Genomic DNA, 25434 nt, shown 5'->3' with positions numbered 1-25434 from the left:
GAGGGATACACGAGGCGGACGCGGTCGCCGGATGGCGCGACGGCGAGATACAGCCAGGCCCCGGCGTCGAGGACGACAGCGGGCTGCGGGCCTACGTACGCGGGACCCTCGCGTCGTACATGCATCCAGTCGGAACCTGCCGGATCGGTAGCGACAAGCATGCCGTCGTCGACACTGACCTTCACGTGCGCGGCATCAGCGGACTCCGCGTCGCCGACGCCTCGGTCATGCCGTCCATCGTCTCCGCAAACACCAACGCCACCGTCTACGCCCTCGCCGAACGCGCCGCAGGGATGCTCACGGCCGCATAGGCGACACCGGCGGCTGGGGCGGCCAGCGCCGGCCACCCGAGCACAGGCGGGGCCAATAAGGTCGAGTCAGCCTTGACACCATATCGGGGCCGCATTAGCTTGCTGACGTTTCTCGCATTTCGCGCACTACATGTCACGACTGCGATTCAGAGCGGTCGAGGTCGTCTGCCCATCAACCGAAGTGCTCAGACCTCGGCTCTAATCGAGCCTCTGCTCTCCAACTGTCTGGACCCCATGCTCTCGAAAGGGGCAAGTGGTGATGCGTGACCTACTCAGCAGACGGCGTTTACTTGGCGGTCTCGGAGGTGCACTGGGGGTTAGTTCCATAAGTTCCCGCACCCAAACACACGCTACCCCGACAAGATCCGTAGATGCTGTCCGGCACAGTGGAGATCTGCTCCTCATGGGTGCGGGAACGCATTTCATCGGCCAGGGAAAAGGCAACCCTGATTCGCTCACAGACATCCTGCGGCAAGCGGGGGCCACCACCATACGCGATGAGATCTCCTGGGGACAGGTCGAGACCCAACCCAGCGTACTTTCCGTCCCTCCCGCGCAGGATGAGTACGTCCGGTCCGCGGTCGCGTCCGGCTTGGACGTTCTCATCATCCTCGACTATGGGAACAGGTTCTACGACCAGGGTGAGCGTCCAACGTCCGAAGCCGCGATGGCCGCCTTCACGCGGTACGCGACCTTCATGGCCAAGCACTTCAGGGGCGTCGTCAACAAGTTCGAGATCTGGAACGAGTGGGACATCCCCATCGGAGGAGTCACCGGTCCAGGCGATCCGGCCGACTACATGCGCCTTGTCCGCACCGTCTCTGTGGCGCTGAAGGAGGTCGACCCGAACATCACCGTCGTCGCTGGTGCCATGACCAATGCGGCGATGTACAACGGCTTTCTCGACGGCACGCTCGCCGGCGGCCTTCTGCAGCACTGCGACGTGGTCTCCGCGCACCCCTACAACTGGGGCGAGGAGCTCCAAGCCCGCAGACCGGAGGCCTGGCTCACCCGCATGGACTGGCTCCAATCCAAGCTCCGAGACCACAACGGTGGCCGTGACTTTCCCGTCTACGTCACTGAGATGGGATGGCCAACACAGATCGACGAACGCGGAATCGCGACGAACCGGGCGGGCGCACATTGCGCCAGGATGTATCTACTCGCGGCGACGTTGCCCTATCTCAAGGGCCTGTGGTGGTATGACCTCCAAGACGACGGGTGGGGCGCAACTGAGCCAGAGGACAACTTCGGTCTCATCCGCGCGGACGAGACACCGAAACCGTCCTACTACTCCTACGCAGCGGCCGCCGCGTTCCTGCGTGGAGCACGCTTCCGGCGTCGCATCCCAACTCCGGACGCCGACGCATGGGCACTGTTCTTCTCGTCGCAAGGGTCCCACGACGCAATCGCGCTCTGGAGCGCGCATCTGGACGACGACTGGTCCGTCGTTCTTCGCGACACCCACGGAAAAGGCAACGGAAAACTCACAGTAGAGGAGTTGGGGCGCCCTGCGATACCGCGAAGGTGGGGACGCCGCGAATGGTACTCGGACCAAGACGCCCCCATCCTGCACGACGAGATGGAAGTCACCCTGCGTCGAAACCCGATCATTGTCCGCGGCAGCCTCGATGGGGTCGAGGTGACCCGAGTGACCAAACGCCCGTTCCCCGAGTCCTCACGGAGTGAAGGGCTGTACTGGGAGTAGAAGGGACGCGTGGCCAGGGTCGGCGTCCCACGAACGAACCCGTGGGAGGCCGACCGGGCGGCCTGTTTGCTGAGCCAGACCTCGGTCCCGATCTCTGCTTTCAAGATCGCGAAGAAGCTCTCGGCGGCAGCGTTGTCGTAGCACGATCCGACTCGACCCATGCTCTGGCGCAAAGTCGCGCCGAATACACCACGATCGCGACGCAGAGCGCCACCACGCCAGCGATCCAAGCCGCTTGTACCGCGGGTTCCGCGTGAATCAACCAGCCCGCCATCAGGAGGTTCACCTGGGTGAACGACTCACCTCGGAACAACGCCAGAGCCAGCGGCAGCGTCTGCAGCTCGGTCGAGTTGATGAAGATGAGCGGACCGAAAAGGGCGTCAGAGCGTGGCGATGGTCTCGATCTTCGAGTCGTCGAGTTCGATCCCGAAGCCAGGTGCCGTCCCGACCGCGACTCGCCCGCCGACCGGAGTGGGGAAGTCCTTCTCGAAGTGCAGCTTCTGGTACACGCGGTTGACGAGGTACTCGATCTTCGGGCACACACTCGGCGGCCTGCTCGCGACGACGTGAAGGGCGGCGCGAATTCCGTGTCCGTGTGGGATGACCGGGACTCCACGAAGTGAGGCGACCGTGCAGATCTGGACCAGCTCGGTCACGCCACCGCACCACTCCGGGTCCGACTGGACCACGTCGATAGCGCCGGCTTCGAGGTAACGGTAGGCCTCCCACCGGCCGTAGAGGTGTTCGCCGGCCGTGAGCGGAACCTCGGTCTCGCCGCGCAGCGCCGCCAGCGCCTCCAGCTGGTCGGCGGGCAAGGGCTCCTCGAGCCAGTACGGGCGATAGGGAGCGGCGCGGCGCAGCCATTCCCTTGCGTACGGCACGGTCCAGCTCATGAACGCGTCGAAGGACAGCTCGACATCGTCTCCGACCGCGACGCGCAGGCGGCGGGCGAGGTCGACGTTGGCGCCAAGGCCCTCCGCGCCATCGCGTGGACCGTACCCGAAGAACCACTTCTGGTGTCTGAAACCCTCCTTGAGCAGGCGCTGGCTGGTCTCCTCCACGTCATCGGCGGCCAGCGAGGTTCCAAGCGTGCTTGCGTAGGCGTCGATCTCGGGTGAGCGCGGTCCGCCGAGCAGTTGGCACACCGGTGCGTCGTAGTGGCGCCCGAGCAGATCCCACACGGCGTTGTCGACGGCGCTGATCGCCATCATCGGGTGGCTCGACCGAGCGTGTCGGTCGATGCGATAGAGCTGGTCCCACAAAATCGAGAACTGACGCGGATCCTTGCCGATCAGGAACTCTCGTAGGTCGGAGAGCACCAGGTCGGCGGCGGGACGGTCCACCGGACCATACAGACCGAACTGATCGCCCGCCTCGATTCGCAGGTAGTACGCCGACACCTGCGGCGAAGCTCCGCCGCTCTGCCACTCCGATGCCGGGGCGTACTCGTCATAGTGGTGCAGCGTTCTGCTCTGCCGGAACATGGCGGGGCGATCGTAGGCCGGTCCGCGGACATGCAGCACTCGTACATCGGTGATCTTCACTCGTCCTCCGGTCCGATGGGCCCTAGCACGACGGCTTCGTAGTCGTTGACAACGGGCACGGTGAACGTCGCACGACCGTTCGCATGCTTGACTTCGAGCTCACGGTCGCCGCGGAGCAGCCGAGCCGACTCTGGTGCCACTGGGCAGCGCAGGTCGATCGTCACGTTGGTGACCGGTTGGATCTCGGTGATGGGTCGGCGGTATCCGCCGCAGTAGTTGAGCAGGTGGACAATGAGCCGCCCGTCGCGGTGCCGCATCAGGGTCACGTGCACGGCCGCCGGCGCATCGGTCGCCACCAACGGGGCCGTGTCGCCGGCCGCCCAGCGGATGGCGTTGTGGAGGAGCAGCCCGTAGTCGGGGTGACCGTCCGAAGCGGCGAGCTTGTCCGTCTGCCCGGGGAAGAAGACCGACCGACCGGTGCCGAACTGCTGGGTGACGACGACGGGCAGGGACGACCGCATCGGTTCGAATCCCGTCGGCTCGCCGCGCTTGGTCACGGCCGGACCCCAACCGCGTTCGGGCGGCTGCGGGACGATCTCCGGAATCAGCGTGACCGGAACCGAGCCGGGTTGCGCCGAGGTGAGCCAGATGTACCCGTTGTTCGTGCAGATCTGGGTGTCGTCCAGCCCTTCGGTCAGTGAGGTCCGTTCGGCGATCCAGGAGTAGCCGTAGACAAGGGGCCCGCGTCGCACCCCGAGGTTGTGGGCACCGAACACGTCGCTCAGGCCGTAGTCGTCCCGGCGCTGGAGGTCCGCGTCGTACAGGGAGGTCTCGTAGGTCGCCACGAGGCCGCCGCCAGAGCGGACGTATTCGCGGATCGTGGACTCCTGCTCCGGTGAGAGCACCGCTGCATTGGGCAGGACTACGACGCGGTACCTGCTGAGCGTCTGCGCGTCGATTCTCGTGTCCAGGACCAGGTCGTACGGGACGTGGTTGTCGAGCAGTGCGAGCTCGACACCGCGTACGTGTTGGATGTAGCCATCCTTGTGCGGGTCATTCGACCCGAAGCGCTCCTGCACCAGCCTGGAGTGCACAACGGCCACGTCGGCGACGGACTCGACCTCGTCGAACACGTCCTCCTTGCGTTCGAGCAGTTGGAAGAACTCGCCGATGTCTTCCTGGCCGCGCTGGTCGAGAAAGTCCTTGCCATGCGTGCCGACGAAGGTGCAGTCCCAGAATCCACCGCCGTTCGCCAGTGCTCCCGCGAGCCAGAGGCGGAGTTCGGCAGTGACGACGGAGGTGTAGCGGGAGGAGTTGTCGAACGGACCGAAGAGGATTGTCGCGGGCTTGCCGGGGGCCGCGGCGCGCAGATACTTCGTCGCCTCCTCGCACCGCCACACCGGAGCCGGCAGGAGCCCCGAGCCGTAGGACCCCTTGATCAGGTCGAACGTGGGGGCGGCAACGATGTCCCACAACGGACCGAGCCGTTGCAGATCCAGGGCTGACCGGTCGAGCCAGCCCGCGTCCAGCCCTGACGGTCCCTCGGCGACGTACGCCTTGTCGTCACCGAAGCTCTTGATCAGGCGGCGGAAGTCTTCCGAATGCCGCTGAACACACGTGTGACGCCACTCCCGCCAAGCCCGATAGGCAGGATCGTCCCACGACTCGTCGCGGGGCAGTTCGAGACCCGTGTCCTGCCTGAAGCGCCGTTCGACGTCCGGGCCGTAGGCCAGCGGGCCGAACGAAGGGGCGTTCTCCCAGATCCCGTCGACGGCGTAGCGTTGGAGGATCTCCCGGACGATCTTGAACCCGTAGCCCTCGTTACGGAACGGGCTGCACGGCGTGGCCGCGTGGAGCCCACTGATGAACAGCGGTTGGCCCTGTCCGTCGTAGCTGAACCAGTCCGGATGCGCCTCGAACATGTCACGGTGTCCGCCGCGGAAGTCAACACGGGCGAGCAGGCGAATCCCGTCCTTCGCGGTCAGGTCGCGCAGCTCACGCAGGATGTCGCCGGACATGCCGGCGACCCTGTGGTGGCCCGGCACATCGCTGGGATAGAAGGCCCACAAGCCGCCCCCGTTGACGATCAGTACGTTGCCGTGGAGCCGCTTGACGTAGTCGACGACCGCCTGTGGGTCGTAGCCCTCGATGTCGATTTCCCGAAGGACGGTCTGCACTACTCGAAGCGGCTTGTCGTGCCACTGCCTGTCTGCGTACGTCATGTCTCCAACTCTTGGTCGTAGCGCCCTCTTTGCCGTGTGCCGGCGTGGTCAGTCGGTCCCGCGCCGGCCGCTACTGGGTCAGGAAGTACTGCGGAGGATTCGTCGGCCCGGGAGTCGGCCACCTGAACGCGTCCCACATCGACGTGGGCACGTTCTTCAGTCGATTGGTCACGGTGCCATAGCCGACGGGTGGCAACGCGATACCCATGTTCCAGAACTGCTCTTTCGAGATCTTGAGAATCTGGGCCATCACGTCGTACTGTTCGTCCACCGAGGCCTTGGAGCGCAGCGTCTTCCGGTAGAGGTCCATCTGCTTCAGCATCGGAGGCGGCGGTTCCTCGCTGTCTCCCGGGTCGCCGACGAACCAGCGGTACCACAGCATGGCCCAGAACGCGCCCTGCAGGACCGCCGGAATGAAGCAGCGCGGGTCGATGATGACGTCCTTGTAGCCGATGTCGCCGGTGTCGACCGCGCCCTCGTGGCGGTTGGCCTCGACCGTGGCCTCGAAGTAGGAGTCCTCTGCCGGCCGGACCCGCATGTCGACGCCGACCTCACGCCAGAACTTCCGCACCATCTCCATGGTGTCGACCATGCCGAAGTAGAAGGTCTTGGTCAGCATGACGAACGTGATGGGATTTCCGTCCGGACCGAGCCGGATCCCTTCGGAGTTTCGCTTCGTGTATCCCGCCCGGTCGAGGTACTTGTTCGCTTCCTTGGGGTCGTATTCCGTGTACTGCTTGGCCATCTCGCCGCCGTCGTCCCAGTACGGCGCGTTGGGTCGCGGGGCGATCTGCCACGGCTCGCCCTGACGTTGGTAGACGGACTTGATGATTTCCTGCCGGTCGATGGCGTGTGACAGCCCGATCCGAAAGTCGCGGTTGCGGAAGATTTCACGCTTGACCGGGTCCTGATGGTTGAGGTTGAGCGTGATCCAGGTGGTGTTGAGCTGGCTCGGCTCCATGTCGAAGAACTCGAACTCGCCTTGGCTCCTGCTCCGGGCGAGGACGGGCTTGTTGTTCGCCGTGTTGATCGTGCGGAACGTCAGGTCGATGTCTCCACCCGAGGCGCTCAACAGCATGGGTTCCTCTTCGGTGAAGATGCTGAACACCACGCGGTCGATGTAGGGCAGCTGGCTTCCTTCGGGATCGACCTTGAAGTAGTAGGGGTTGCGTTCGAACTTGACGTGCCCCAACCCCTCACCCAGTGCGGCGGTCGGGACCCAGCCGTGCAGGCGCGGCATCTCCGGGTTGGCCCACCAGTCTGCCTTGGCGCCGTACAGCCCGACCCAGTCCGAGAAGTTCTCCTTCTTCGCGAGCGCGTCGACGTCGGGGTTGTGCTTCTTGTGGAACTGCTTCAGGTAGTGGGCGGGCAGTTCCTTGAAGGAGGTGTCGTACGTGGCGAGCCACGTCAGAAGCTGACCGTTCGGCTCGCGGAACACGAAGCGGAAGCTGTACGTGTCGATCTTCTCGACCTTGACCGGATGCAGGTCGCTGCCGCTGGTGAGATAGAACGCGTAGGCGGGGGTCAGCTCCTTGTTCATGAAGACGTCTTCGTACCAGAACATGATGTCGTCGGCAGTGAACGCTTTGCCGTCTGACCACTTCACCCCTTCGCGGAGGGTAAAGGTGTACTCGGTCCCCTGATCGTTGACGTCGAAGCTCTCGGCGAGGTTCGGGACGATCTCGTTCCACTCAGGGTCCCAGTGGACGAGGCGGTCATAGAACGTACGTCCCAGGATCGGGGTGTCGGCGGGCCCCAACATGTAGCTGTTCCACGTGCCGCCGTACGTACCGACTCGTTCGATCGGCTCGAGAACAAGGGGCCGCTTCGGCAGCCGCTCCTTCACAGGCGGCAGCTTGCCTTCCTTCACCTGCTGGGCAAGCATTGGCGCTTCCGGCCCCTTCTTCTGGTTCTGACCGCGCGGGCCCTGCCGCCCATCCTTTTTGTCCGGCTGTGTGGACAGAAGCTCGCAGCCGCTGAGAAGGAGAGCACCTGAAGCCAACCCGCTGCTAAGTTTCAAGAACTCGTGCCGTGTCAGTCTTGCTGGAGTCATCCGTCCGTGTCTCCCTCCGGCCTCGGTGCTCTGTGGCCGTCTGACTGGTGACCTGCGTGGACAGGGAACTGCTGGGATAGCCCGCGGAGCAGCACGTGGAGCGGCGGTGGCGAATCGACGCCATGGCGGACGCGCGCCGTTGAAGCTCGTGGCTGTCACGCGACGCGCGCTCGAGCGCTCACTGGTCTTGCATGCGTATGCGAAGTTACCAGGCACCGTAGCAGCGCCGGTGGGGGTCTGCAATACTTTCCGTTAACATGTTTGAGATTCGCGCCTTCAGGATCTAATGTCTCGTTATTCTGTTCGCACGTCCGGCACGGCACGACGAACCTGTTCGCCGCGTTGAACGTCACCACCGGGCACGTGTATGGGGAGTGCAGGCCGACTCGTGACGGGAAGAACTTCCTTGCCTTCTTGAAGAAGGCTGTCAAGCCACACAGGGGCAAGGACATCCACGTCGTGCTGGACAAGCTGTCCACCCACACCACGCCCGACGTCCAAGCCTGGTTGGAGAAGGACCCGCACGTCACCTTCCACTTCACCCCCGGTCGGTTCGAGTTGGATCAACCAGATCGAGACCTGGTTCGGCATCATCACCCGCCAGGCCATCCGCTGCGGCACCTTCGGCGCGGTCAAGGTCCTCATCAGCCAGATCCGCGCCTACATCGAACACTGGAACACCAACTCCGAGCCCTTCACCTGGACCGCCACAGTCGAGGAGACCCTCGCCAAGGTCCAACTCGTCCAGACCAACATCAAGAAACTCGTGGACAACAGCGCCAAGCAAATCCATCAGAATCACGTGACACTAAGTGCGAGATGTCGAATGCGTATGCGGATGAGGATGCGACACGAGCTTCGGAGGCCGGGATGTCGGTGACCAGCAAAGAGGTCGCCCGGATAGCGGGCGTGTCGCAGCCGACGGTGTCCAGGGCGTTACTGGGCAGGCCCGGTGTATCCGAGGAGACGAGGAAGAAGGTGATGGCCGCGGCCGCGGCCCTCGGTTACGTCACAAGCGAGATCGGTCGCAGCCTTTCCACCCGCGCAACCCGCAAGATCGGCGTGGTGGTCAGCGACCTGACCAATCCGTACTATCCCCACCTGCTCGGTCCACTCCATGACGAGCTCGATCGGCTCGGCTACCGCATGGTCGTTCTCGCCGAGACGACCGACACCACGACCAGCCTGGACAGGCTCCTCGGGCACACCGTCGACGGCGTCGTCCTGACCACGACCCTGATCGGGTCACCGCTGCCACACGAGCTCGCCCGCCACTCCATCCCATTCGTCTACCTCAGCCGCAAAGTGGACGAACCGAAAGCAGACTCCTGTGTCGTGGACAACATCGGTGGCGCCGAGCTCGTCGGCTGCAAACTACTTGACCTTGGGCACCAGCGGATCGGCGCGATCTTCGGCCCTGAACGCACGAGTACGTCTCGAGACCGAGAGGCAGGGTTTCGCGGCGCTCTTGCCGACGCAGGCTTCGCCCTCCCCAGCCGCATGGTGCGCCGAGGCACCTATGACTACGAGACCGGACGGACGCTGATGCTGGAGCTCCTCGACGAGCATCCCAGGCCGACCGCGGTGTTCTGCGCCAACGACGTCCTCGCCCTCGGCGGTTACAACGCCGCATTCGCCCGCGGTGTGGCAGTGCCCGAACAACTCACGGTCATCGGGTTTGACGACATCTCCATGGCGTCCTGGGACGTCTTCCAGTTGACCACAGTTCGACACGACCTCGGCACGATGACGCAAAACGCCGGCCGGCTCCTCGCCGAGCGGATCCATGAGCCGGACCGCCCGGTCCGCTGCCTGGTCACGCCTGCAGAGCTTGTACCAAGGCGCACCCATGCCCCATGCCCTATAAGCCTGGATCCGGGAGTGTCAAGTTAACGGCTGATCTTGGTTGTTGAATTGGTCAGTTGTTGGCCGGGGTGAGGCGGCCTTCGAGCGCGATCTGGAAGGCGTTGAGCGGTGCCTTCCAGCGCTGGGTCCATCGTTTGCGGCCCTGGCCGGTGGGGTCCAGGCTCATCAGCGCCATGTAGACGCAGGGACTGCTGCACGAGTAGGTGACATCTGATCTGTGGTGCCGACAGGTGCTGCTGGGAGGATGTGCTCTGTGCCAAAGCCCTACCCCAAGGAGTTCCGCGACGACGTCGTGAACGTCGCTCGCCGGCGTGAGCCGGGACAGACGATCAAGCAGGTCGCCGCCGATTTCGGGATCGCCGAGTCATGTCTGCGCAACTGGATGCGCCAGGCCGATGTCGAGGATGGCGTCGCAGCCCGGCACCACCGGTGCCAAGACCGCGGAGCTTTGGTGCGGCGATCTGGTTCTGGGCGGATCCCGCCGGCGCATGGATGGCCGCCGACGTCTGGCCTCCGATGTATCAGGAGGGAGCGTGGTCATATGACGATCTGGAGCTCGACGTCGTAGACAACCCTGGTCGCTTCCTCGAGGTCGTCGACGAAGACGAGTTCGAACACGCTCGCCTGAGCGTCCCGTATCCGCTGATCTCGCGGAGAGCGCACTGACGGCCAAGGACGAACTGGTCGAGATGATTACTACCCAGGCCGAAGCCATCGGCCGAGGCAGGTCACTCCTGAGCAGCCCAAGCGCTTGGACCAGCTAGCCGCCTTTGCAGGCGCTGGGAAAGCGCATCCGTCCTGGCGACCCCACAGGGCTAACGTCGAGCCTTGTGAGGCGGGCCTGTCTACTGGTTGATGAGCACTAGCTTGGAAGGCTGGCGTGCACCCCTGGGGGCGCTCGCGTCTCGCCTGGTGGTTACTCCCATTTGACCGCTCATGACCGGTGCAGGCCGTGCTTAATTGCGCGCAGGTTGCACGGCGACCGGCCGACAGCGACCGGTCGATCATCAGGGGTCCGTGGGGCACCTCGGGGGCTCGTTGGTCGCCGGAGCCGGACTTCGCCAGGGCCAGATCTGCCCGCTCTCCCCGATGGGAAAACGAGTGGCACGGGTCTGTGTCCACTGCAAGGCTCGTCGACCCATGTGGAAGGAGCTGTAATCGTGACCGAGCTGCCTGGTGGCCGCATCAACAAGGTTGTCCGCATTGGCAACACGGTTCGACGACGGCCGCCTGGTCGCCCTGACGACGCTCGTGCGCTGCTAAGCCATCTTGAAGAACGTGGCTGGACAGGTGCCCCTCGCTTCCTGGGCGTCGACAACGAGGGCCGCCAGATGCTCACCTACGTTCCAGGGTGGGCCCCCCTTCCCACGTTGGCCCTGCGGCCCGCTGAAAACCAGGTCACTCCGCCGGGAGTGTTGTCGGACGAGAGCCTTGTCGGGGTCGCCAAACTCGTGCGGGAGTTCCACGACCTCACCGCCGGAACCCCGCTCGCCGACGACCAGGAGACCCTCTGTCACAACGATCTTTGCCCGAACAACACCGTCTTCCGTGACACCGGCGACGGAACCTATCGCCCGGTGGCGTTCATCGACTGGGACGACTCCACTCCCGGACCCCGCATTCACGACGTGGCGGACATCTGTTGGGCATATCCTGCAGCTCGATTCGCACCAGACCGCCCTGAACCGAGGACGCTGGGCAGGCTGATGCGCTTGATGTGTGACGCCTACGGGCTCGCCGACCGCTCCGAGCTGATCGCGACCGTACTAGCGCGCCATGACCAGACCTGGCGCGGAATTGCAGACCTCGCAGACGCCGGACACCGCGGCTATCAGCGGCTGCGCGACCTGGGCGCGGTGGAGTCCGGACGCGCCTCCTACGACTGGACCGCGGCACATCGGGTGGAGCTTGAGCGTGCACTCCGTGACGGGTGACGCTGAACCGTCCGCGGAATGGACAGCACATAGCGGCTACCTCTGACAGACCACTCATGACCGGCGCGGACCCGTCCTAGAGGCACGCGAATGGAACGGCGAGAGCTGGCCAGAAACGGTCGACCTCTTTATCCGTAGGAACGGGCACCCTGATCACGAGCTGCCTCGGTCCTCAGCCCCAACAACGCCAGATTCGTGCGCTCCAAGGACCCGGTCTACCCGCCGGCCGTGGCGGCGCGCCTGCCCGGACACCCGCGGGTACTGCTCACCTGCGGCACCGCAGACACCAGTTGGGCGCTTCGACACCGCCGGGATCAAGGCTCAGCTGACCCACACCGGGCTCGACCCGAGTGGAACGGTGCGCGAGATCTGATCAGCTGGGCCAGCCATCAACATGCATGAGGCGGGGGCTGAGGGCGCCTCTCGTCGGTCGGACGGCTGGGTGCAGCCCAATCGGCTTCGTCCAGTGCATGGGGTCACGCGCGACGGTACGGCGTCCGGCTAGGGTCGCACGTCCCTTGCGCCGCGGCCGCCGACTTCTCCATGGGCATGTGCGTAGCGAGACCGCCGGTCACCTCTCGTCCCCCGGAGGTGACCGGCACCCCGACCGGCCCGGCGCTCACTCCTCCGGAGCGCCGGCCGGTCTCCCAACTTCGCAGCTTGACGAGAGCAAGCCGACGAGGAGCCGAGGGGTTCTCACCAGGCCACGACGGTTCTGGCACGAGAGAGGAACGTGGAAAGATGAGGAAGCTGATCCTGGCGACTGCAGGCGTTGTCCTGCTCGCGGGATGCGGAGGGGCAGCTCCAACGGACGACCCGTCGCCTTCCCAGCCCGTAGAGACGCCGAAACAGGCGGCGGAGAGGACGCCCACGGCGACCCCGACTCCTGTCGCCGTTGAGACACAGATGGTGGACCAGTACGGAGTCGCTGCGTGCGAGCTGTTCGGCAAGTACAGCGAGAAGGAGTTGCGGGACTACCGGAAGGCGACCGAGGTGTACGTGCAGGCGGTCGCCTCCACCGACGAGGCGATCCACGAGGCAGCGCACGACGTGACGGCGGCGGCGGAGAACATCCGGGATGGCGAGCCGAACGACTGGGATGGGGCGTACGCCTCCCTCAAGAGGGCGTGTGAGTCGGTGACTCCGTAGCAGCAGGAGGGGCGACGGTCTTCGGCCAGGTTCGACTCCTGGCACCCCACGGTGGCGGCACGCAAGGAGGAAGCATGGCCATCAGTCCGGAGGCACTGCGGGCGATCCTCGCGAAGACGGTCGAGGAGTCGCCGCAGAAGAAAGGCCTGGTGCTGACGATCCAGGTCAAGGCGATGGACAACGGCGGTCTGTACATCGGCGGCGAGGGTGTGGACGACCGGCCGATCGACGGTGAGGAGGGCTGGACCGGCGTCGGGATCGCGGTGGCGCAGCTGGTGAACGGCCTACACAAGGCCAGCGACAAGCGCCGCAACGCGAAGTGAGACAGAGCGGCCCTCGGTAGGTGGGGGTGCACCAGCCGAGGGCCTCGACCAGAGCGGCGTACCTGAATCGCCTGACGTGAGGCGCAGCGCGCGCTCGGCGATGGCGAGCTGACCGACGGCGCTCAGCTGGGCGGCGACCAGGCGCCAGTCGTCGGATAGCGCTGGTCGGGGGATCACGCTGGGCCAGTGCGAGTGCGCGCTATCCGAGTGGCCGCCAGACGCGAGAACGGCCCGTCCGGGGATAGACCGCTTTGCTAAGGTCCGAGCGCATGGCCTCGATCTGGGTTGGCGAGCGGGTGCGGCTAAGGGGTGGCGAGCCGGACGAGTGGCAGCAGCTCGCGTTGGAGTTTGATCAGGACTCGACAGTCATGCGGAACGCCGGGGCGCTGCACCCGCCACGCTCCAAGGCCAGCTACCTCCAATGGGCTGAGAGCAAAGTCGGGACACAAGACGACGACACCTTCAGCCTCGGTATCGAGTCACTCTCCGAGGGCCGGCTCGTCGGCTGGCTCGGCACGACTGACGTTGACAAGAACGCCGGAGTCTTCTCCTACGGCATCACAATCGGTGGCGACTTCCATCGCAGCGGCTACGCAAGCGAAGCGATCAACCTGTTGCTGCGGTACATGTTCGGCGAACGCCGCTTCCAGAAGTGTGATGTTGACATGTATGCCTACAACACCGCCCGCATGAAGCTTCACGAGAAGCTCGGCTTCATCGAGGAGGGTCGGCGGCGGCGCCGACAGTTCTTCGCCGGGGCCCACCACGACCTGGTGCTGATGGGTATGACCGTCGAGGAGTACGCCGAGGTTCACTCGCTCGGCTCCGTCGAGTCTGCCTGAGGCCGCGTCGGAGCCGCGGCTCACCGGAGCCAAGTTCCTGTCAACGCAGCGGGTCGTGAATGCCCAGCTTTGAAGTCTGGTGGGGAACACTGGTAGTGGCTCAAGTTTCGTTGCGGCCCTATTCCTGAGTGACCGTTGACGACCGTCGTAGACCTGGCCTAATAGCACGCTAGTGTTGCGTGATTCTGGTTGCGTTACTTTTCTGGTTGTGGCTCGTTGACTCGGTGTGGAGCTTTCGGTGGAGCAGGACGCTGAGTTGCGGGCGTTGGTGAACAGTCGGGATGTGTCGGCCGTGCTGGCGACTCGGGCGCGGATCGTGTTGTGGCATGGGGAAGGGCGGCGTCGTAAGGACATCGCGGAGTTGGCGGGGGTGTCATTGCCGACGGTGGATCGGTGGGTCCGCCGCCACGCCGAGCATGGCCTGGCCGGGTTGGACGATCGTGATCGGGCTGCGCCGCGGGTGCAGGTTCCACCGCGGGTGCGGGCTCGGGTGGTGGCGTTGACCAGGACTTCTCCGCCGGCTGGGACGGGGCTGTCGCACTGGTCGACCCGTGGGTTGGCTGGGTATCTGAAGCGGGTCGAGGGGATCTGTGTGTCGTGGAGCTATGTGGCTCGGGTGTGGCGGGAGGAGGGGCTTGCGCCGCACCGGCATGCCACGTTCAAGCTGTCCAAGGATCCCGCGTTCGCGGACAAGGTCGCCGATGTGGTCGGGTTGTATCTGGACCCGCCCGGTGGGGCGGTGGTGCTCTCCATCGATGAGAAGACTCAGATCCAGGCGTTGGACCGCACCCAGCCGTTGCTGCCGTTGGACTTCGGCGTCGCCGAGAAACGCACCCACGACTATGTGCGGCACGGTGTCACGAACCTGTTCGCCGCTTTGGATGTGGGCACCGGCCAGGTCGTCGGGGAGGCCACGCCGACCCGGGACGGGGTGAACTTCCTGGCCTTCTTGAAGAAGGCCGTCAAACCCCACGCGGGCAAAGAGGTCCATGTCGTGTTGGACAACCTGTCCACCCACACCACGCCAGAGGTGGAAGCCTGGCTGGAGGAGAATCCGCACGTCAAGTTCCACTTCACCCCGGTCGGATCGAGCTGGATCAACCAGATCGAGACCTGGTTCGAGATCCTGACCCGCCAGTCGATCCGCCGCGGCACCTTCACCTCGGTGAACGTGCTGATCAAACAGATCAAGGACTACATCGACACCTGGAACATCGACGCGAAGCCGTTCACCTGGACCGCCACCAGCGAAGAGATCCTCGCCAAGGTCCGCCTCGTCCAGACCAACATCAAGAAACTCGTCGACAACAACGCGAAATAACACAACCAGAATCACGCAACACTAGTTGCACGACAGCCGACCGGCGAAACCCGGTGGCGGGGGTCAGCCGTCGGCCGGCAGGCTTCGCCTGGTGGATGATCCCGAACTCGTCCCCCTGCTCGGCATGCAGTGGCATGCGCTCAATCACCGCTTTGCACGAGCCCGTCTAGAGCACTTGGGTTGGGTGCTGTGTGGTCAAGGCGACTGGGCGTACGCATATCGTTCGCTCAGTGGGCACCTCGTTGCTCGGGTCAGCCCGTACGGGCACTTCGTTGATCTATGCGAGCGATGCGCCGGCAATCGATACGTTCCCCGGATGGAGCTGGCAACCGAGCTAGAAGGTGGCGGACATCTGGCCGTGCTTGAGTACCTCACCTCCCCGGATCCGAGCATGGTCAATAGATTTCTGTGGCGTTGGCAGCATCCAGAGGGAGCCGACGCCGATCTGCGGGCTCTCCGCCGTGAGGTCGACACGATCGATGAGTGGGGCCGTCAGAACCTGCACGGGTGGGTCGGCGTCGACATCGGCGATCGGCACGTCTTGCTCTCCTCTGACGGAAATCCGAAGATCATCGATCTGTTCGGCGTGGACCTTCGCACCTTCTTGGTCAACGATCCGCGTGCGTTCGCGCGGCGTGTGCCGCCGGATCAACGCCGGTACGTACTAGACGTGCCCGACCTCCAGCAGGCTGACGACCACCCCGCCGAGTACCTTCGCCGCATCCGGGCAGCCCTGGCCGAGGCCGCATCCTCCCCCTGAAGGCTCCTCTCTTGGAGGGAGGACGGGGGGTTGGGGCAGCGCCCCCGGAAAAGGCTCAGCCTCAGATGACATCAACCAGTCAGGCGAACCGTCAGTGGCCTCGCCAGCCCGTCCGAGGACGGCCGCCAGGCCGCCCGCAGGACGAGGACGGGGCGGTGCGCGCCGCTTGCGGGGCGCCGTCTCCTCGACGGTTGTTGGCGATGTCGGTCGTGCTTACCAGTCGTCACCGACACCCCGCCGCGGTGTCCCGTCGCACGCCCAGCGGCGCGCCTCAGAGGGCTGGCGGCGCGCCCGTCTGCCGAGGAAATCGATGGCGAGGCTCCGCGGTGGCTGCCATGGTGACCCGATGGGTAGAGTCGAACGTCCGGTCGAGGAAGTGGTTGTCGGGCAGCGATCCGGCTCGGCGTGGCAGCGTGCGTCGGCGTGGAGGTGGGCGTCGGCTGAAACCGGCGCAGTGGTCGAACGGATCCGGCAGGATGCGAGGGCGTTTGTCAGCGACTTGGAGCTTGGCCTGCTCTACGAGGTCGCTCGCGGGTTGCACGGCGCCGATCCGGCATTCGGTCATGTGGTCGAGCTCGGAACGAAACGGGGCGGGACCGCGAGCGCACTCGCGCTGGGAGTTCGTGACGGCAGCGGGCTCGCGCCGGTGGTGACCGTGGACTGCTACCAGCGAGAGGACCCGTCCGCGTCGTTCGATCACATCGCGGCACGAGAAACGTTCTGGACACTGGGGCTCGGCCCGGAACGGGTGTGCCAGGTCGTCACATACACGGGCGCATTCCTGCGGATGTGGAACCAGCCGATTCGCGTGCTCTTCCACGATCCGAGCCACGTGTACGAGAACACCCGCGACGAAATCGCCGCTGCGCTCCCACACATGGTCGAGGACTCCTGGATCCTCTTCGACGACTTCGGCGGCACTTGGGGTGAAGGCGTCATCCGCGCCGTTGAGGAGTGGCTGGCAGTGCAACGGGAGTGGGAGGTCGAACTCCGACACAGTGACGCCTACATGCTCGGAGTTCACCTCGTCCGGCGGATTTGAGGGCCAGCACAGTAGCGGTCGACTGTTGCGGGCCAAAGTGCCCGCGCCGCCCCGAGAGACGTCCTCGGTCACGCCTTCCGGCTCACACCCTCAGAGGACGCCGGGCCCTCGCCACCAACTTGACCGGAGACCGATGACGGTCGCAGCTTCCACACGTGCCAAAGGACCGGCAGGGTTTGCCCGGTCCGCCCTGTGAGCCCGAGGACGGCGCGCCAGCGCTGGCGCGGAGCCCTGCCCGCGGCCGCGCTCCTTATTGGCGGTTAGCCCAAAACGACCGCTCACGACCAATGGAAGCCGTGCCCAAGTGCACGGTAGTGGGGTGTGCGAGGCGACGGCCGAGTAGTCCCGCTCGACGTGGAGAACACAGGCGAGGTACTCGTGACCGAGCTGTCGTCGGACGCAGTGGCTCGCATCTACCATCCTGATGAACAGACGACGATGGCGAAGCCCGCGGCCACCTGAGGGGCGGGGGGGTCGGCCGGTGTCCTGGCTTGGGCCGGAAGAGCGGCGGCCCGTAACGGTCCCGACGGTCCGAAGGAGTCCCTGGAGGCCCTTGAGCTCCTCGACACGGGCGTCGCGGTCCGGCCGACCCGAGGCCCGGCCACACGCGATACTGTCCCGATCCAGACGACCCGCAGCAGTAGTGGACCAGCCCACTCGGCACACCTCCGATGCGGTGTGCTCCACGGGTTCGGCCAAGTGCTCACCATCTCGCAGCCTTGCGTCAGGCCCTCGTAGTGTCGCTGAGCGCTGCATGAGGACCGACCCGTTCGACCCAGGGGACGATCTAATGAGTGAGCGTTCAGTCGATGTTGGTGGCCGACGCCTGCACGTGGTGTCGCACGGGCAAGGCGCTCCCACAGTCCTCTTCGAGGCCGCCTTGGGATGCTCGTCCAAGGATTGGGCCTTGGTACAGGCCCGAGTCGGCCAGGTGACTGCCTCCTACAGCTACGACCGGGCGGGAGAAGGTGCGAGTGATGGGTCTGGCCCCTGGTCCGTGCAGGGCTGGCTTTCCGACCTGGAGGCATGGCTGGGTGCGTTGGGTGTACATGGGCCGTACGTCCTGGTGGGCCATTCGATCGGTGGCCACATCGTCCGGACCTTCGCTGCTCGGCATCCGGAGGAAGTAGCTGGCCTCGTGCTGGTCGACGCTCAACCAGAGCGGCTGTATGACGACTGGACTCCCGATCGTCTTAGGAAGGTCCGCGAGCTCAATCCTCCAGGGGTCTTCGACCGGATCCTCAAAGCTTGCGAGTTCGTCAAGGCAGCCGCCCGCCCGATGTCCTGTCCCATCACGGTTATCACACACGGCGTGGTCGATCTGATACAGGAAGAACCCGGCGTCACTGCCGCCGACGTCAACCGGTTCGAGCAGTCCTGGCAGACGCTCCAACAGGAGCTCGCGAAGCAGTCCCCTCTCGACCGACTCGTTGTCGCGGAGGTCAGCGGCCACATGATCCCCACACAGGCGCCAGATCTGATCGCCGACGAGGTTCTTGCCATGGTCGCTCAGCTCTGCGGATATACGGACCGCACCCGCCCACGTCGCTCCCGGCGTCGGAGATCGCCATGGTCACCGTCAGCGCGGGAGGTCGGCCCACCCCGGAAGCCGGTGGAACCGGATCATCCTCGGCCATACGCCAAGGAGCGGATGGCCGGTGAATGGCCATTTCGATCGGGTGCGGCCGGCCAAACCGCCTCGCTGACCTGACCGGGACACGGCTAGGGTCTCTGGTGGTTGCCCGAGGAGCCGACCGAGGAGATGCTGGTGCATGGCGAGTCATCGGACGGGCAGCTCGGCGATGGTGCGACGAGTTCCAACCTGCTCAGGGAAGGTTGGGGGCTCACCGGCGTCTCGCTACTCCAGCGCCTACAGACCTACCCGACTCGATATGTCGGACGGATCGTGTGTGACCAGGGCTGCTTCGCGGTTAAAGTTGACGCCGATCCCGGTCCCGGAGTTGAAGGCTCGCAACACGTTCAGTTAGCTGTTGCCAGGGCGCTGGCACATCACGTGCCGGCCATCGTCCCCGATCTGTCCGGGGCACCGTATGTCGTGGACAAGGACGGGCGCCGGCTCACCGTCTTCGAAGACATCCGTGGTGGTCAGCCGACGTCAAGCGCGCCGACCTGGCATCGGCTAGGCGCCATTCTGGCTCAGATGCATGCACTCCCTACCGTCTCGAAAGACTTCGCGATACCCGTCCAGGCCGCCGCGAACGAACTCGACCAGCAGGCGAGTGACTACCCGTTCGCCGAGGACCTCCGCTCACTGACGCACCGCGTACGCCGCATCAGCGATCAACCAGCGGCCACCATCCACGGCGAGGTCAACCTGAGCAACGTTCGACAGCGACCCGACGGCGACCTTGTGCTGCTGGACTGGGACGCCGCCGGAACCGGACCGATCGCCCTCGATCTGGGGTACCCGCTGATCTGCGTCTTCCACGACGAGGATCTCACCTGGCATCCCGACCGTGCCGCCGCCTTCTACGCCGGCTACGCCGAGAACAGTACGGGAACGATCCCCTCGCCCGAGCAGATCTTCGACGCAGCCCTCATGCATGCACTGCACTACCTCCGATTCGCGAACACTGCGCAGCGATGGGCCCGCGCGAGGTACGCCATCAACCAAGAAGCCAGACTCCTCGAATTCCTGGCCCGCACTATCGGCCAGCACTGACACCCGCGGACCACGCTACGAAGTAAAGCCGTCCATGATCGTCCAGACCTCGTGTTAGCAACGGCGTTCGCAGGAGCGACGCATTACGAGTGGGTTCTCATCCGCCCCGTCATCGCCTCGTCCCGCTGCCGCTGAGCGTGGTTGAATGCGGCGAGAGTTGATCGTTAACGGCTGGCGAGGGCCGTTCGGGAGCACCACGGGGGCATCGACAGCCGCTGGGCCGTCTATGGTCATCTGGCAGAGTCGACCTCATGAAGCTTTCCGTGCGAGACCCGTGCCCGATGTGCGAGGCCGTCGAGCGAAAGGCTTGGACGTATGAGGAGCGGGACTGTCCTAGCGCCGTTGTCGCCGAGAATGACCTGGCTCTCTCGTTCATACGGGACGACCGTGGACGGCTACTCGTACGTCATACCGAAGAGACACGTACGGGTGGTCACGGACCTAAGCCTCAATCCGTGGACCGGGTGAGTGGGCCCTCGGCGCGGTAGCAGGGAAAGTGCCTTCTGGATCGGGAGAATCTGGAGTGTCGAAGTCCTGATCCAACCCGATCCAAAAGGCACTGAGAGTGAAACTACCGTACGGGTGGTCGCGAGCCACGCCGGTGTTCGATGATCAGAACCTGGTGTCGTGTGCGGGCCTGGTGCCGGTGATGGCGTTGGCCGAGCGGGCGGGCCTGTCGGAGCTGGTGGACGAGCGGGTCGCGATCCGGACCACGACGGTGAGGTCGGCAGCGGTGAACCCGGCGGGCAAGGTGACATCGATCATCGCGGGGATGGCTGCCGGCGCGGACTGTATCGACGATCTGGATGTGATCCGCTCTGGTGGGATGCGGCGGCTGTTCGGCGGGGTGTATGCGCCGGCGACGCTGGGCCAGTTTCTGCGGGAGTTCACCCACGGCCACTGCATGCAGTTGGCGTCGGTCGCGCGGGCTCATCTGGTCAACCTTGTCCAGGCCAGCGGGCTGCTGCCCGGTATCGAGGATCAGGTGTTCATCGACATCGACTCACTCCTACGCCCGGTTTATGGGCATGCCAAGCAGGGCGCGAGCTTCGGGCACACCAAGATCGCCGGCCGGCAGGTGCTGCGCCGGGGCTTGTCACCGCTGGCGACCACGATCAGCACCAGCCAGGGCGCGCCGGTGGTGGCCGGGATCCGGCTCCGCGCCGGACGGGCCGCCTCGGGCAAGGGTGCGGCGAGCATGGTGGCCGAAGCGATCGCCACCGCCCGTGTCGCCGGCGCCAGTGGGGAGATCTTGGTGCGGGGCGACTCGGCGTATGGCAACCACGCCGTGGTCGCCGCGTGTGTGAAAGCAGGGGCGCGGTTCTCGGTGGTGCTGACCAAGAACCCGGCAGTCACCGCCGCGATCGCCTCCATCCCCGACGACGCCTGGACACCGGTGCACTACCCCGGCGCGGTCACCGATCCCGACACCGGTGAGTTGATCTCCGACGCCGAGGTCGCCGAGACGGAGTTCACCGCGTTCACCTCCACCAAACACCCGGTCACCGCCCGGCTGGTCGTGCGCAGGGTCCGTGACCGAGCCCACGACCAGGCCGGCGATCAGGAGCTGTTCCCGGTATGGCGTCACCACCCGTTCTTCACCAACAACACCGAACCCACCGCGCAGGCTGACATCACCCACCGCCGGCACGCGATCATCGAAACCGTGTTCGCCGACCTGATCGACGGACCACTCGCACACCTACCCTCAGGCCGGTTCGCCGCCAACAGCGCCTGGGCGATCTGCGCAGCCATCACCCACAACCTGCTCCGCGCCGCCGGCACCCTCACCAGCCCCCGCCACACCACCGCCCGCGGCGCGACGCTGCGCCGCCACATCGTCACCGTCCCCGCCAGAATCGCCCACCCACAGCGCCGGCCCGTCCTGCACCTACCCGAGCACTGGCCCTGGGCGGAACAGTGGAACACCCTTTGGCACAACGTGTTCCGCCCCGCAACCGGCCCACCACGCGTCGCCTGAAACTACCCACCCGCCACCAAGGCCCGACCGGAGACCAAAGGAAAGCTGGGCAGACCAGCAGCCCCCGCCTGCCCACCCACCACCAACCACGAGCGACCCGCAACCAAAACCATCAACCCAGCGAGTCCACGGATTGAGGCTAAGCGTCGATGAGGCATCCGCAGTCATGGCGATGGTCCACCAGCTGGCCAGGGCACTTGTCGCCGAGTTGTCGCCAGATGGCTTGAACATCTTTCAGACAATGGACTCGTCGCGAACCAGACTGTGCCTCACGTGCACTTCCATGTAGCGCCGCGCTCCGTCGAGCAGATGGCCACGTGGGGGCCGGCGAGCGATCGTTGGAGTGGAAACGTCCAACCCATCGAGGCTCGACAGGACCTCGCGCAGCGTCTCGCTCGCCACTGGATCGTGGCGCAGGCAAGTAGCTAGAAGCGTATGCCGGGACGGGTGAGACCCCTGCCTTGCAAAGGCATATTCGTGTTCCACGCTCGGCTGAGCGTCGATCGACCTCGTGGCCCGGACGTGCGGTGGTGACCATTATTGACCGTGACAGACCATGATCGGCCGCTCCATCTGGCACGCAAGTGGCACGTCGACGGTCCTGCGAGAGCGTGTGCCGTCGAGCCCCCCACCCGAATTGGTGTTGCCTACTCAATCTTGCGGCTGGAACGCTGGCCGGGTGACGACTGCGACAGGCGACGATCTGATGGACTCTGCGGTCCTGCGGCGCATCTACGAGCTGCGCGCCGAAGTACGGTTCCGCGACGCGCGGCCAAACGACGGCCGATGTGGACACGTCTCGGGCGCGCTCGAAGCCGAGTTCGGATGGGAAGCCCAGTCGGGCTACTTGAGACTCCTCGATGGCACCGTGAGCTGGGTGCATTGCTGGAATCGGCTCGCGGACGGAACGATCGTGGACGCCACTGCTGACCAGTTCCAAGACCTGTGGCTGGGCGACGTGGTAACCGTGCACCCATCGAGCCCGATGGCAGCAAACTACCTACATGCTCCACGAGAGTGGGACCTTCATCTCGGCCGCCGAACGATGGGCGAGCATCCCGGGCGCCTCAAATGCGTGTCCGACGGCGACGTCCACATACTGGGACCTGATGACCCCGATCATCCATGGCCGTCCCTTGCTCGTGCAGTCCTCCGACTCCTGACCGGCTGGAACTTGACCGATGACCTGGTAGAACTCGCCGCACGTTCGCTGCGAGCGCGGGCCCGTACATCTGATGTCATGTCGACGGCAGAACTGACTCGCCCGCTTCTTACGGCGAGCATCCAACACCTCGGGAGACGGGGTAATCGGCCTGGATTGCGGAGGAGTTCCTTGAACCCATCTAGAGGTGGGTCGTCCCATCAGCCTTCCTCAGGCGTGTCTACTCGCCCGCACCCGCCGGTGGGCCGGCGACCATACTCCCCCGTCCTCCGCCTGAGCCTCAATCCGTGGACTCGCTGGGTTGATGGTTTTGGTTGCGGGTCGCTCGTGGTTGGTGGTGGGTGGGCAGGCGGGGGCTGCTGGTCTGCCCAGCTTTCCTTTGGTCTCCGGTCGGGCCTTGGTGGCGGGTGGGTAGTTTCAGGCGACGCGTGGTGGGCCGGTTGCGGGGCGGAACACGTTGTGCCAAAGGGTGTTCCACTGTTCCGCCCAGGGCCAGTGCTCGGGTAGGTGTAGGACGGTGCGGCGCTGTGGGTGGGCGATTCTGGCGGGGACGGTGACGATGTGGCGGCGCAGCGTCGCGCCGCGGGCGGTGGTGTGGCGGGGGCTGGTGAGGGTGCCGGCGGCGCGGAGCAGGTTGTGGGTGATGGCTGCGCAGATCGCCCAGGCGCTGTTGGCGGCGAACCGGCCTGAGGGTAGGTGTGCGAGTGGTCCGTCGATCAGGTCGGCGAACACGGTTTCGATGATCGCGTGCCGGCGGTGGGTGATGTCAGCCTGCGCGGTGGGTTCGGTGTTGTTGGTGAAGAACGGGTGGTGACGCCATACCGGGAACAGCTCCTGATCGCCGGCCTGGTCGTGGGCTCGGTCACGGACCCTGCGCACGACCAGCCGGGCGGTGACCGGGTGTTTGGTGGAGGTGAACGCGGTGAACTCCGTCTCGGCGACCTCGGCGTCGGAGATCAACTCACCGGTGTCGGGATCGGTGACCGCGCCGGGGTAGTGCACCGGGGTCCAGGCGTGCTCGGGGATGGAGGCGATCGCAGCGGTCACTGCCGGGTTCTTGGTCAGCACCACCGAGAACCGCGCCCCTGCTTTCACACACGCGGCGACCACGGCGTGGTTGCCATACGCCGAGTCGCCCCGCACCAAGATCTCCCCACTGGCGCCGGCGACACGGGCGGTGGCGATCGCTTCGGCCACCATGCTCGCCGCACCCTTGCCCGAGGCGGCCCGTCCGGCGCGGAGCCGGATCCCGGCCACCACCGGCGCGCCCTGGCTGGTGCTGATCGTGGTCGCCAGCGGTGACAAGCCCCGGCGCAGCACCTGCCGGCCGGCGATCTTGGTGTGCCCGAAGCTCGCGCCCTGCTTGGCATGCCCATAAACCGGGCGTAGGAGTGAGTCGATGTCGATGAACACCTGATCCTCGATACCGGGCAGCAGCCCGCTGGCCTGAACAAGGTTGACCAGATGCGCCCGCGCGACCGACGCCAACTGCAGCGTGTGGCCGTGGGTGAACTCCCGCAGAAACTGGCCCAACGTCGCCGGCGCATACACCCCGCCGAACAGCCGCCGCATCCCACCAGAGCGGATCACATCCAGATCATCGATACAGTCCGCGCCGGCAGCCATCCCCGCGATGATCGATGTCACCTTGCCCGCCGGGTTCACCGCTGCCGACCTCACCGTCGTGGTCCGGATCGCGACCCGCTCCTCCACCAGCTCCGACAGGCCCGCCCGCTCGGCCAACGCCATCACCGGCACCAGGCCCGCACACGACACCAGGTTCTGATCATCGAACACCAGCGTGGCCCGCGACCACCCGTACGGTAGTTTCACTCTCAGTGCCTTTTGGATCGGGTTGGATCAGGACCTAGACACTCCAGATTCTCCCGATCCAGAAGGCACTTTCCCTGCTACCGCGCCGAGGGCCCACTCACCCGGTCCACGGATTGAGGCTGAGCCGTCCCCACCTACCCGGACGGAGTTCCTAGACCATGTGTCGCACCTCAGCTGGCGGACATGTGTCGCGGACCAGTTGTCGGATCACGAGTCCTCGCCCCCCTGTTCTTGCCGCTTCGCGGAGTTGGCACCCACATCGCGCGGCCCTTTCCGCAGGCCTTGTCCGCGGGCGCGGTCCACTCGCCGGCGGTAAGGGCGAGCCACCCCCGCAGCCCATTGTCCCTGCGCGGCAAGCGTGCGGGGTTGAGCCGCCGTCGGCCATGCCTTTTACATCGCCATGACGACGGCGTCCTCGACGCGGGCGGCCGGCAGGTTCGAGAGGCCAGTTCCGATCCGGAGTACAGCGCCTCGGCGCCCCCGGGTGAGCACCCGTAGGGAGGTGTGCAGCGCATCGAGCGGCACAAGCGAGGATGGTGTCCGCCCTGTCGGCCCGCTCGCCGCGACGTACCCAATCGGGTCTTCACGCATACGCGGGAGGAACTGGTCATGGTCGTCGCGCCACGCCAAGTGCCATCACCGGAGTAGACGCCAGCCCGCTGAGTCCTCCACACGGCCATTGACAGACCCTGAGGCAGGCAAGGCGAAGTCCAGGTCAGAGGAAGCCTCTGACCTGGGTGAGGTGCCCCGAACCTTCCGG

20 protein-coding genes and 1 pseudogene are annotated in these 25434 nt (G+C 65.4%); 16 read left to right on the top strand and 5 right to left on the bottom strand.

Translation table 11 applies throughout. The features are described from left to right. The first annotated feature begins 5 nt into the window (after nucleotides 1-5). Nucleotides 6-311: a GMC oxidoreductase gene (locus HEB94_RS49455; protein WP_337918545.1), complete on the top strand. Its 306-nt coding sequence runs from the start codon at nucleotides 6-8 to the stop codon at nucleotides 309-311. A gap of 403 nt (nucleotides 312-714) precedes the next feature. Then, nucleotides 715-2019: a cellulase family glycosylhydrolase gene (locus HEB94_RS23815; protein WP_192751957.1), complete on the top strand. Its 1305-nt coding sequence runs from the start codon at nucleotides 715-717 to the stop codon at nucleotides 2017-2019. 380 nt (nucleotides 2020-2399) lie between these two features. Here HEB94_RS23815 and HEB94_RS23810 read toward each other — a convergent pair whose 3' ends face one another. The 3 genes from HEB94_RS23810 to HEB94_RS23800 all read right to left on the bottom strand — a co-directional run bounded on the left by HEB94_RS23810 (nucleotide 2400) and on the right by HEB94_RS23800 (nucleotide 7610). Beyond that, complete coding sequence (locus tag HEB94_RS23810) at nucleotides 2400-3563, bottom strand: enolase C-terminal domain-like protein (RefSeq protein WP_192751956.1); 1164 nt, start codon at nucleotides 3561-3563, stop codon at nucleotides 2400-2402. Beyond that, nucleotides 3560-5725, bottom strand: coding sequence for an alpha-amylase family protein (locus HEB94_RS23805; RefSeq protein ID WP_192751955.1), 2166 nt, complete (start codon nucleotides 5723-5725; stop codon nucleotides 3560-3562). The genes HEB94_RS23810 and HEB94_RS23805 overlap by 4 nt, the downstream gene beginning before the upstream one ends. Before the next feature lie 70 nt (nucleotides 5726-5795). After that, a complete protein-coding gene (locus HEB94_RS23800; RefSeq protein ID WP_192751954.1) occupies nucleotides 5796-7610 on the bottom strand; it encodes an ABC transporter substrate-binding protein in 1815 nt (604 codons plus the stop codon). A gap of 429 nt (nucleotides 7611-8039) precedes the next feature. Between HEB94_RS23800 and HEB94_RS54720 the strand changes: the two are divergent. Continuing rightward, a pseudogene (locus HEB94_RS54720) lies at nucleotides 8040-8267 on the top strand (transposase); the annotation flags it as partial. A 49-nt stretch (nucleotides 8268-8316) separates the two neighbouring features. Here HEB94_RS54720 and HEB94_RS50940 read toward each other — a convergent pair. Beyond that, nucleotides 8317-8571 (bottom strand): hypothetical protein, encoded by a 255-nt coding sequence (locus tag HEB94_RS50940; RefSeq protein WP_238361607.1) that lies wholly within the window; start codon nucleotides 8569-8571, stop codon nucleotides 8317-8319. 77 nt (nucleotides 8572-8648) lie between these two features. Between HEB94_RS50940 and HEB94_RS50935 the strand changes: the two genes are divergently transcribed. From HEB94_RS50935 to HEB94_RS23725, 13 genes are all read left to right on the top strand, one after another. Then, nucleotides 8649-9671: a LacI family DNA-binding transcriptional regulator gene (locus HEB94_RS50935; RefSeq protein WP_192751953.1), complete on the top strand. Its 1023-nt coding sequence runs from the start codon at nucleotides 8649-8651 to the stop codon at nucleotides 9669-9671. Nucleotides 9672-9888: 217 nt separating this feature from the next. Continuing rightward, nucleotides 9889-10212 carry a transposase gene (locus tag HEB94_RS54715; RefSeq protein WP_420481541.1) on the top strand — a complete coding sequence of 108 codons (324 nt, stop codon included), beginning with the start codon at nucleotides 9889-9891 and terminating at the stop codon, nucleotides 10210-10212. Further along, the gene (locus tag HEB94_RS54710; protein ID WP_420481540.1) at nucleotides 10137-10310 is read left to right on the top strand and encodes a DUF402 domain-containing protein; all 174 of its coding nucleotides are present in this window, start codon (nucleotides 10137-10139) and stop codon (nucleotides 10308-10310) included. The genes HEB94_RS54715 and HEB94_RS54710 overlap by 76 nt, the downstream gene beginning before the upstream one ends. Before the next feature lie 494 nt (nucleotides 10311-10804). After that, the gene (locus HEB94_RS23770) at nucleotides 10805-11578 is read left to right on the top strand and encodes a phosphotransferase (RefSeq protein ID WP_202896503.1); all 774 of its coding nucleotides are present in this window, start codon (nucleotides 10805-10807) and stop codon (nucleotides 11576-11578) included. Nucleotides 11579-12319: 741 nt separating this feature from the next. Next, on the top strand, nucleotides 12320-12727 hold the full coding sequence (locus HEB94_RS23765; RefSeq protein ID WP_192751951.1) for a hypothetical protein: 408 nt from the start codon (nucleotides 12320-12322) through the stop codon (nucleotides 12725-12727). A gap of 74 nt (nucleotides 12728-12801) precedes the next feature. Next, entirely contained in the window at nucleotides 12802-13050 is a 249-nt protein-coding gene (locus HEB94_RS23760) for a hypothetical protein (RefSeq protein ID WP_192751950.1), read from the top strand. Between the two features lie 269 nt (nucleotides 13051-13319). Further along, the gene (locus HEB94_RS23755; protein WP_192751949.1) at nucleotides 13320-13892 is read left to right on the top strand and encodes a GNAT family N-acetyltransferase; all 573 of its coding nucleotides are present in this window, start codon (nucleotides 13320-13322) and stop codon (nucleotides 13890-13892) included. A 238-nt stretch (nucleotides 13893-14130) separates the two neighbouring features. Further along, nucleotides 14131-15213, top strand: a complete 1083-nt coding sequence (locus HEB94_RS23750) for an IS630 family transposase (RefSeq protein WP_202896502.1) — start codon at nucleotides 14131-14133, stop codon at nucleotides 15211-15213. A 91-nt stretch (nucleotides 15214-15304) separates the two neighbouring features. Continuing rightward, complete coding sequence (locus HEB94_RS23745; RefSeq protein ID WP_192751947.1) at nucleotides 15305-15973, top strand: hypothetical protein; 669 nt, start codon at nucleotides 15305-15307, stop codon at nucleotides 15971-15973. Nucleotides 15974-16283: 310 nt separating this feature from the next. Next, complete coding sequence (locus HEB94_RS23740; RefSeq protein ID WP_192751946.1) at nucleotides 16284-17015, top strand: class I SAM-dependent methyltransferase; 732 nt, start codon at nucleotides 16284-16286, stop codon at nucleotides 17013-17015. Nucleotides 17016-17439: 424 nt separating this feature from the next. Continuing rightward, the gene (locus HEB94_RS23735; RefSeq protein ID WP_337917939.1) at nucleotides 17440-18726 is read left to right on the top strand and encodes an alpha/beta fold hydrolase; all 1287 of its coding nucleotides are present in this window, start codon (nucleotides 17440-17442) and stop codon (nucleotides 18724-18726) included. Between the two features lie 51 nt (nucleotides 18727-18777). Then, nucleotides 18778-19698, top strand: coding sequence for a phosphotransferase enzyme family protein (locus HEB94_RS23730; RefSeq protein WP_238362514.1), 921 nt, complete (start codon nucleotides 18778-18780; stop codon nucleotides 19696-19698). A 565-nt stretch (nucleotides 19699-20263) separates the two neighbouring features. Further along, nucleotides 20264-21679: an IS1380 family transposase gene (locus HEB94_RS23725; RefSeq protein ID WP_192751943.1), complete on the top strand. Its 1416-nt coding sequence runs from the start codon at nucleotides 20264-20266 to the stop codon at nucleotides 21677-21679. A gap of 1579 nt (nucleotides 21680-23258) precedes the next feature. On the opposite strand, the gene HEB94_RS23720 is transcribed toward HEB94_RS23725, so the two are convergent. Then, nucleotides 23259-24674, bottom strand: a complete 1416-nt coding sequence (locus HEB94_RS23720) for an IS1380 family transposase (RefSeq protein WP_192751942.1) — start codon at nucleotides 24672-24674, stop codon at nucleotides 23259-23261. Nucleotides 24675-25434: the final 760 nt, after the last annotated feature.

The organism is Actinopolymorpha pittospori (genome assembly GCF_014873875.1).
Classification (GTDB): domain Bacteria; phylum Actinomycetota; class Actinomycetes; order Propionibacteriales; family Actinopolymorphaceae; genus Actinopolymorpha; species Actinopolymorpha pittospori.
This window is presented reverse-complemented; position numbering and strand designations above follow the sequence as displayed.

Coding starts and splice junctions, on each gene's coding strand:
- HEB94_RS23815 (WP_192751957.1), top strand. CDS start 715: ATGGGTGCGGGAACGCATTTCATCGGCCAGGGAAAAGGCAACCCTGAT.
- HEB94_RS23805 (WP_192751955.1), bottom strand. CDS start 5,725: ATGACGTACGCAGACAGGCAGTGGCACGACAAGCCGCTTCGAGTAGTG.
- HEB94_RS23800 (WP_192751954.1), bottom strand. CDS start 7,610: ATGCTTGCCCAGCAGGTGAAGGAAGGCAAGCTGCCGCCTGTGAAGGAG.
- HEB94_RS50940 (WP_238361607.1), bottom strand. CDS start 8,571: ATGGATTTGCTTGGCGCTGTTGTCCACGAGTTTCTTGATGTTGGTCTG.
- HEB94_RS50935 (WP_192751953.1), top strand. CDS start 8,649: ATGTCGGTGACCAGCAAAGAGGTCGCCCGGATAGCGGGCGTGTCGCAG.
- HEB94_RS54715 (WP_420481541.1), top strand. CDS start 9,889: ATGTGCTCTGTGCCAAAGCCCTACCCCAAGGAGTTCCGCGACGACGTC.
- HEB94_RS54710 (WP_420481540.1), top strand. CDS start 10,137: ATGGCCGCCGACGTCTGGCCTCCGATGTATCAGGAGGGAGCGTGGTCA.
- HEB94_RS23765 (WP_192751951.1), top strand. CDS start 12,320: ATGAGGAAGCTGATCCTGGCGACTGCAGGCGTTGTCCTGCTCGCGGGA.
- HEB94_RS23760 (WP_192751950.1), top strand. CDS start 12,802: ATGGCCATCAGTCCGGAGGCACTGCGGGCGATCCTCGCGAAGACGGTC.
- HEB94_RS23755 (WP_192751949.1), top strand. CDS start 13,320: ATGGCCTCGATCTGGGTTGGCGAGCGGGTGCGGCTAAGGGGTGGCGAG.
- HEB94_RS23740 (WP_192751946.1), top strand. CDS start 16,284: ATGGCGAGGCTCCGCGGTGGCTGCCATGGTGACCCGATGGGTAGAGTC.
- HEB94_RS23735 (WP_337917939.1), top strand. CDS start 17,440: ATGAACAGACGACGATGGCGAAGCCCGCGGCCACCTGAGGGGCGGGGG.
- HEB94_RS23730 (WP_238362514.1), top strand. CDS start 18,778: ATGCTGGTGCATGGCGAGTCATCGGACGGGCAGCTCGGCGATGGTGCG.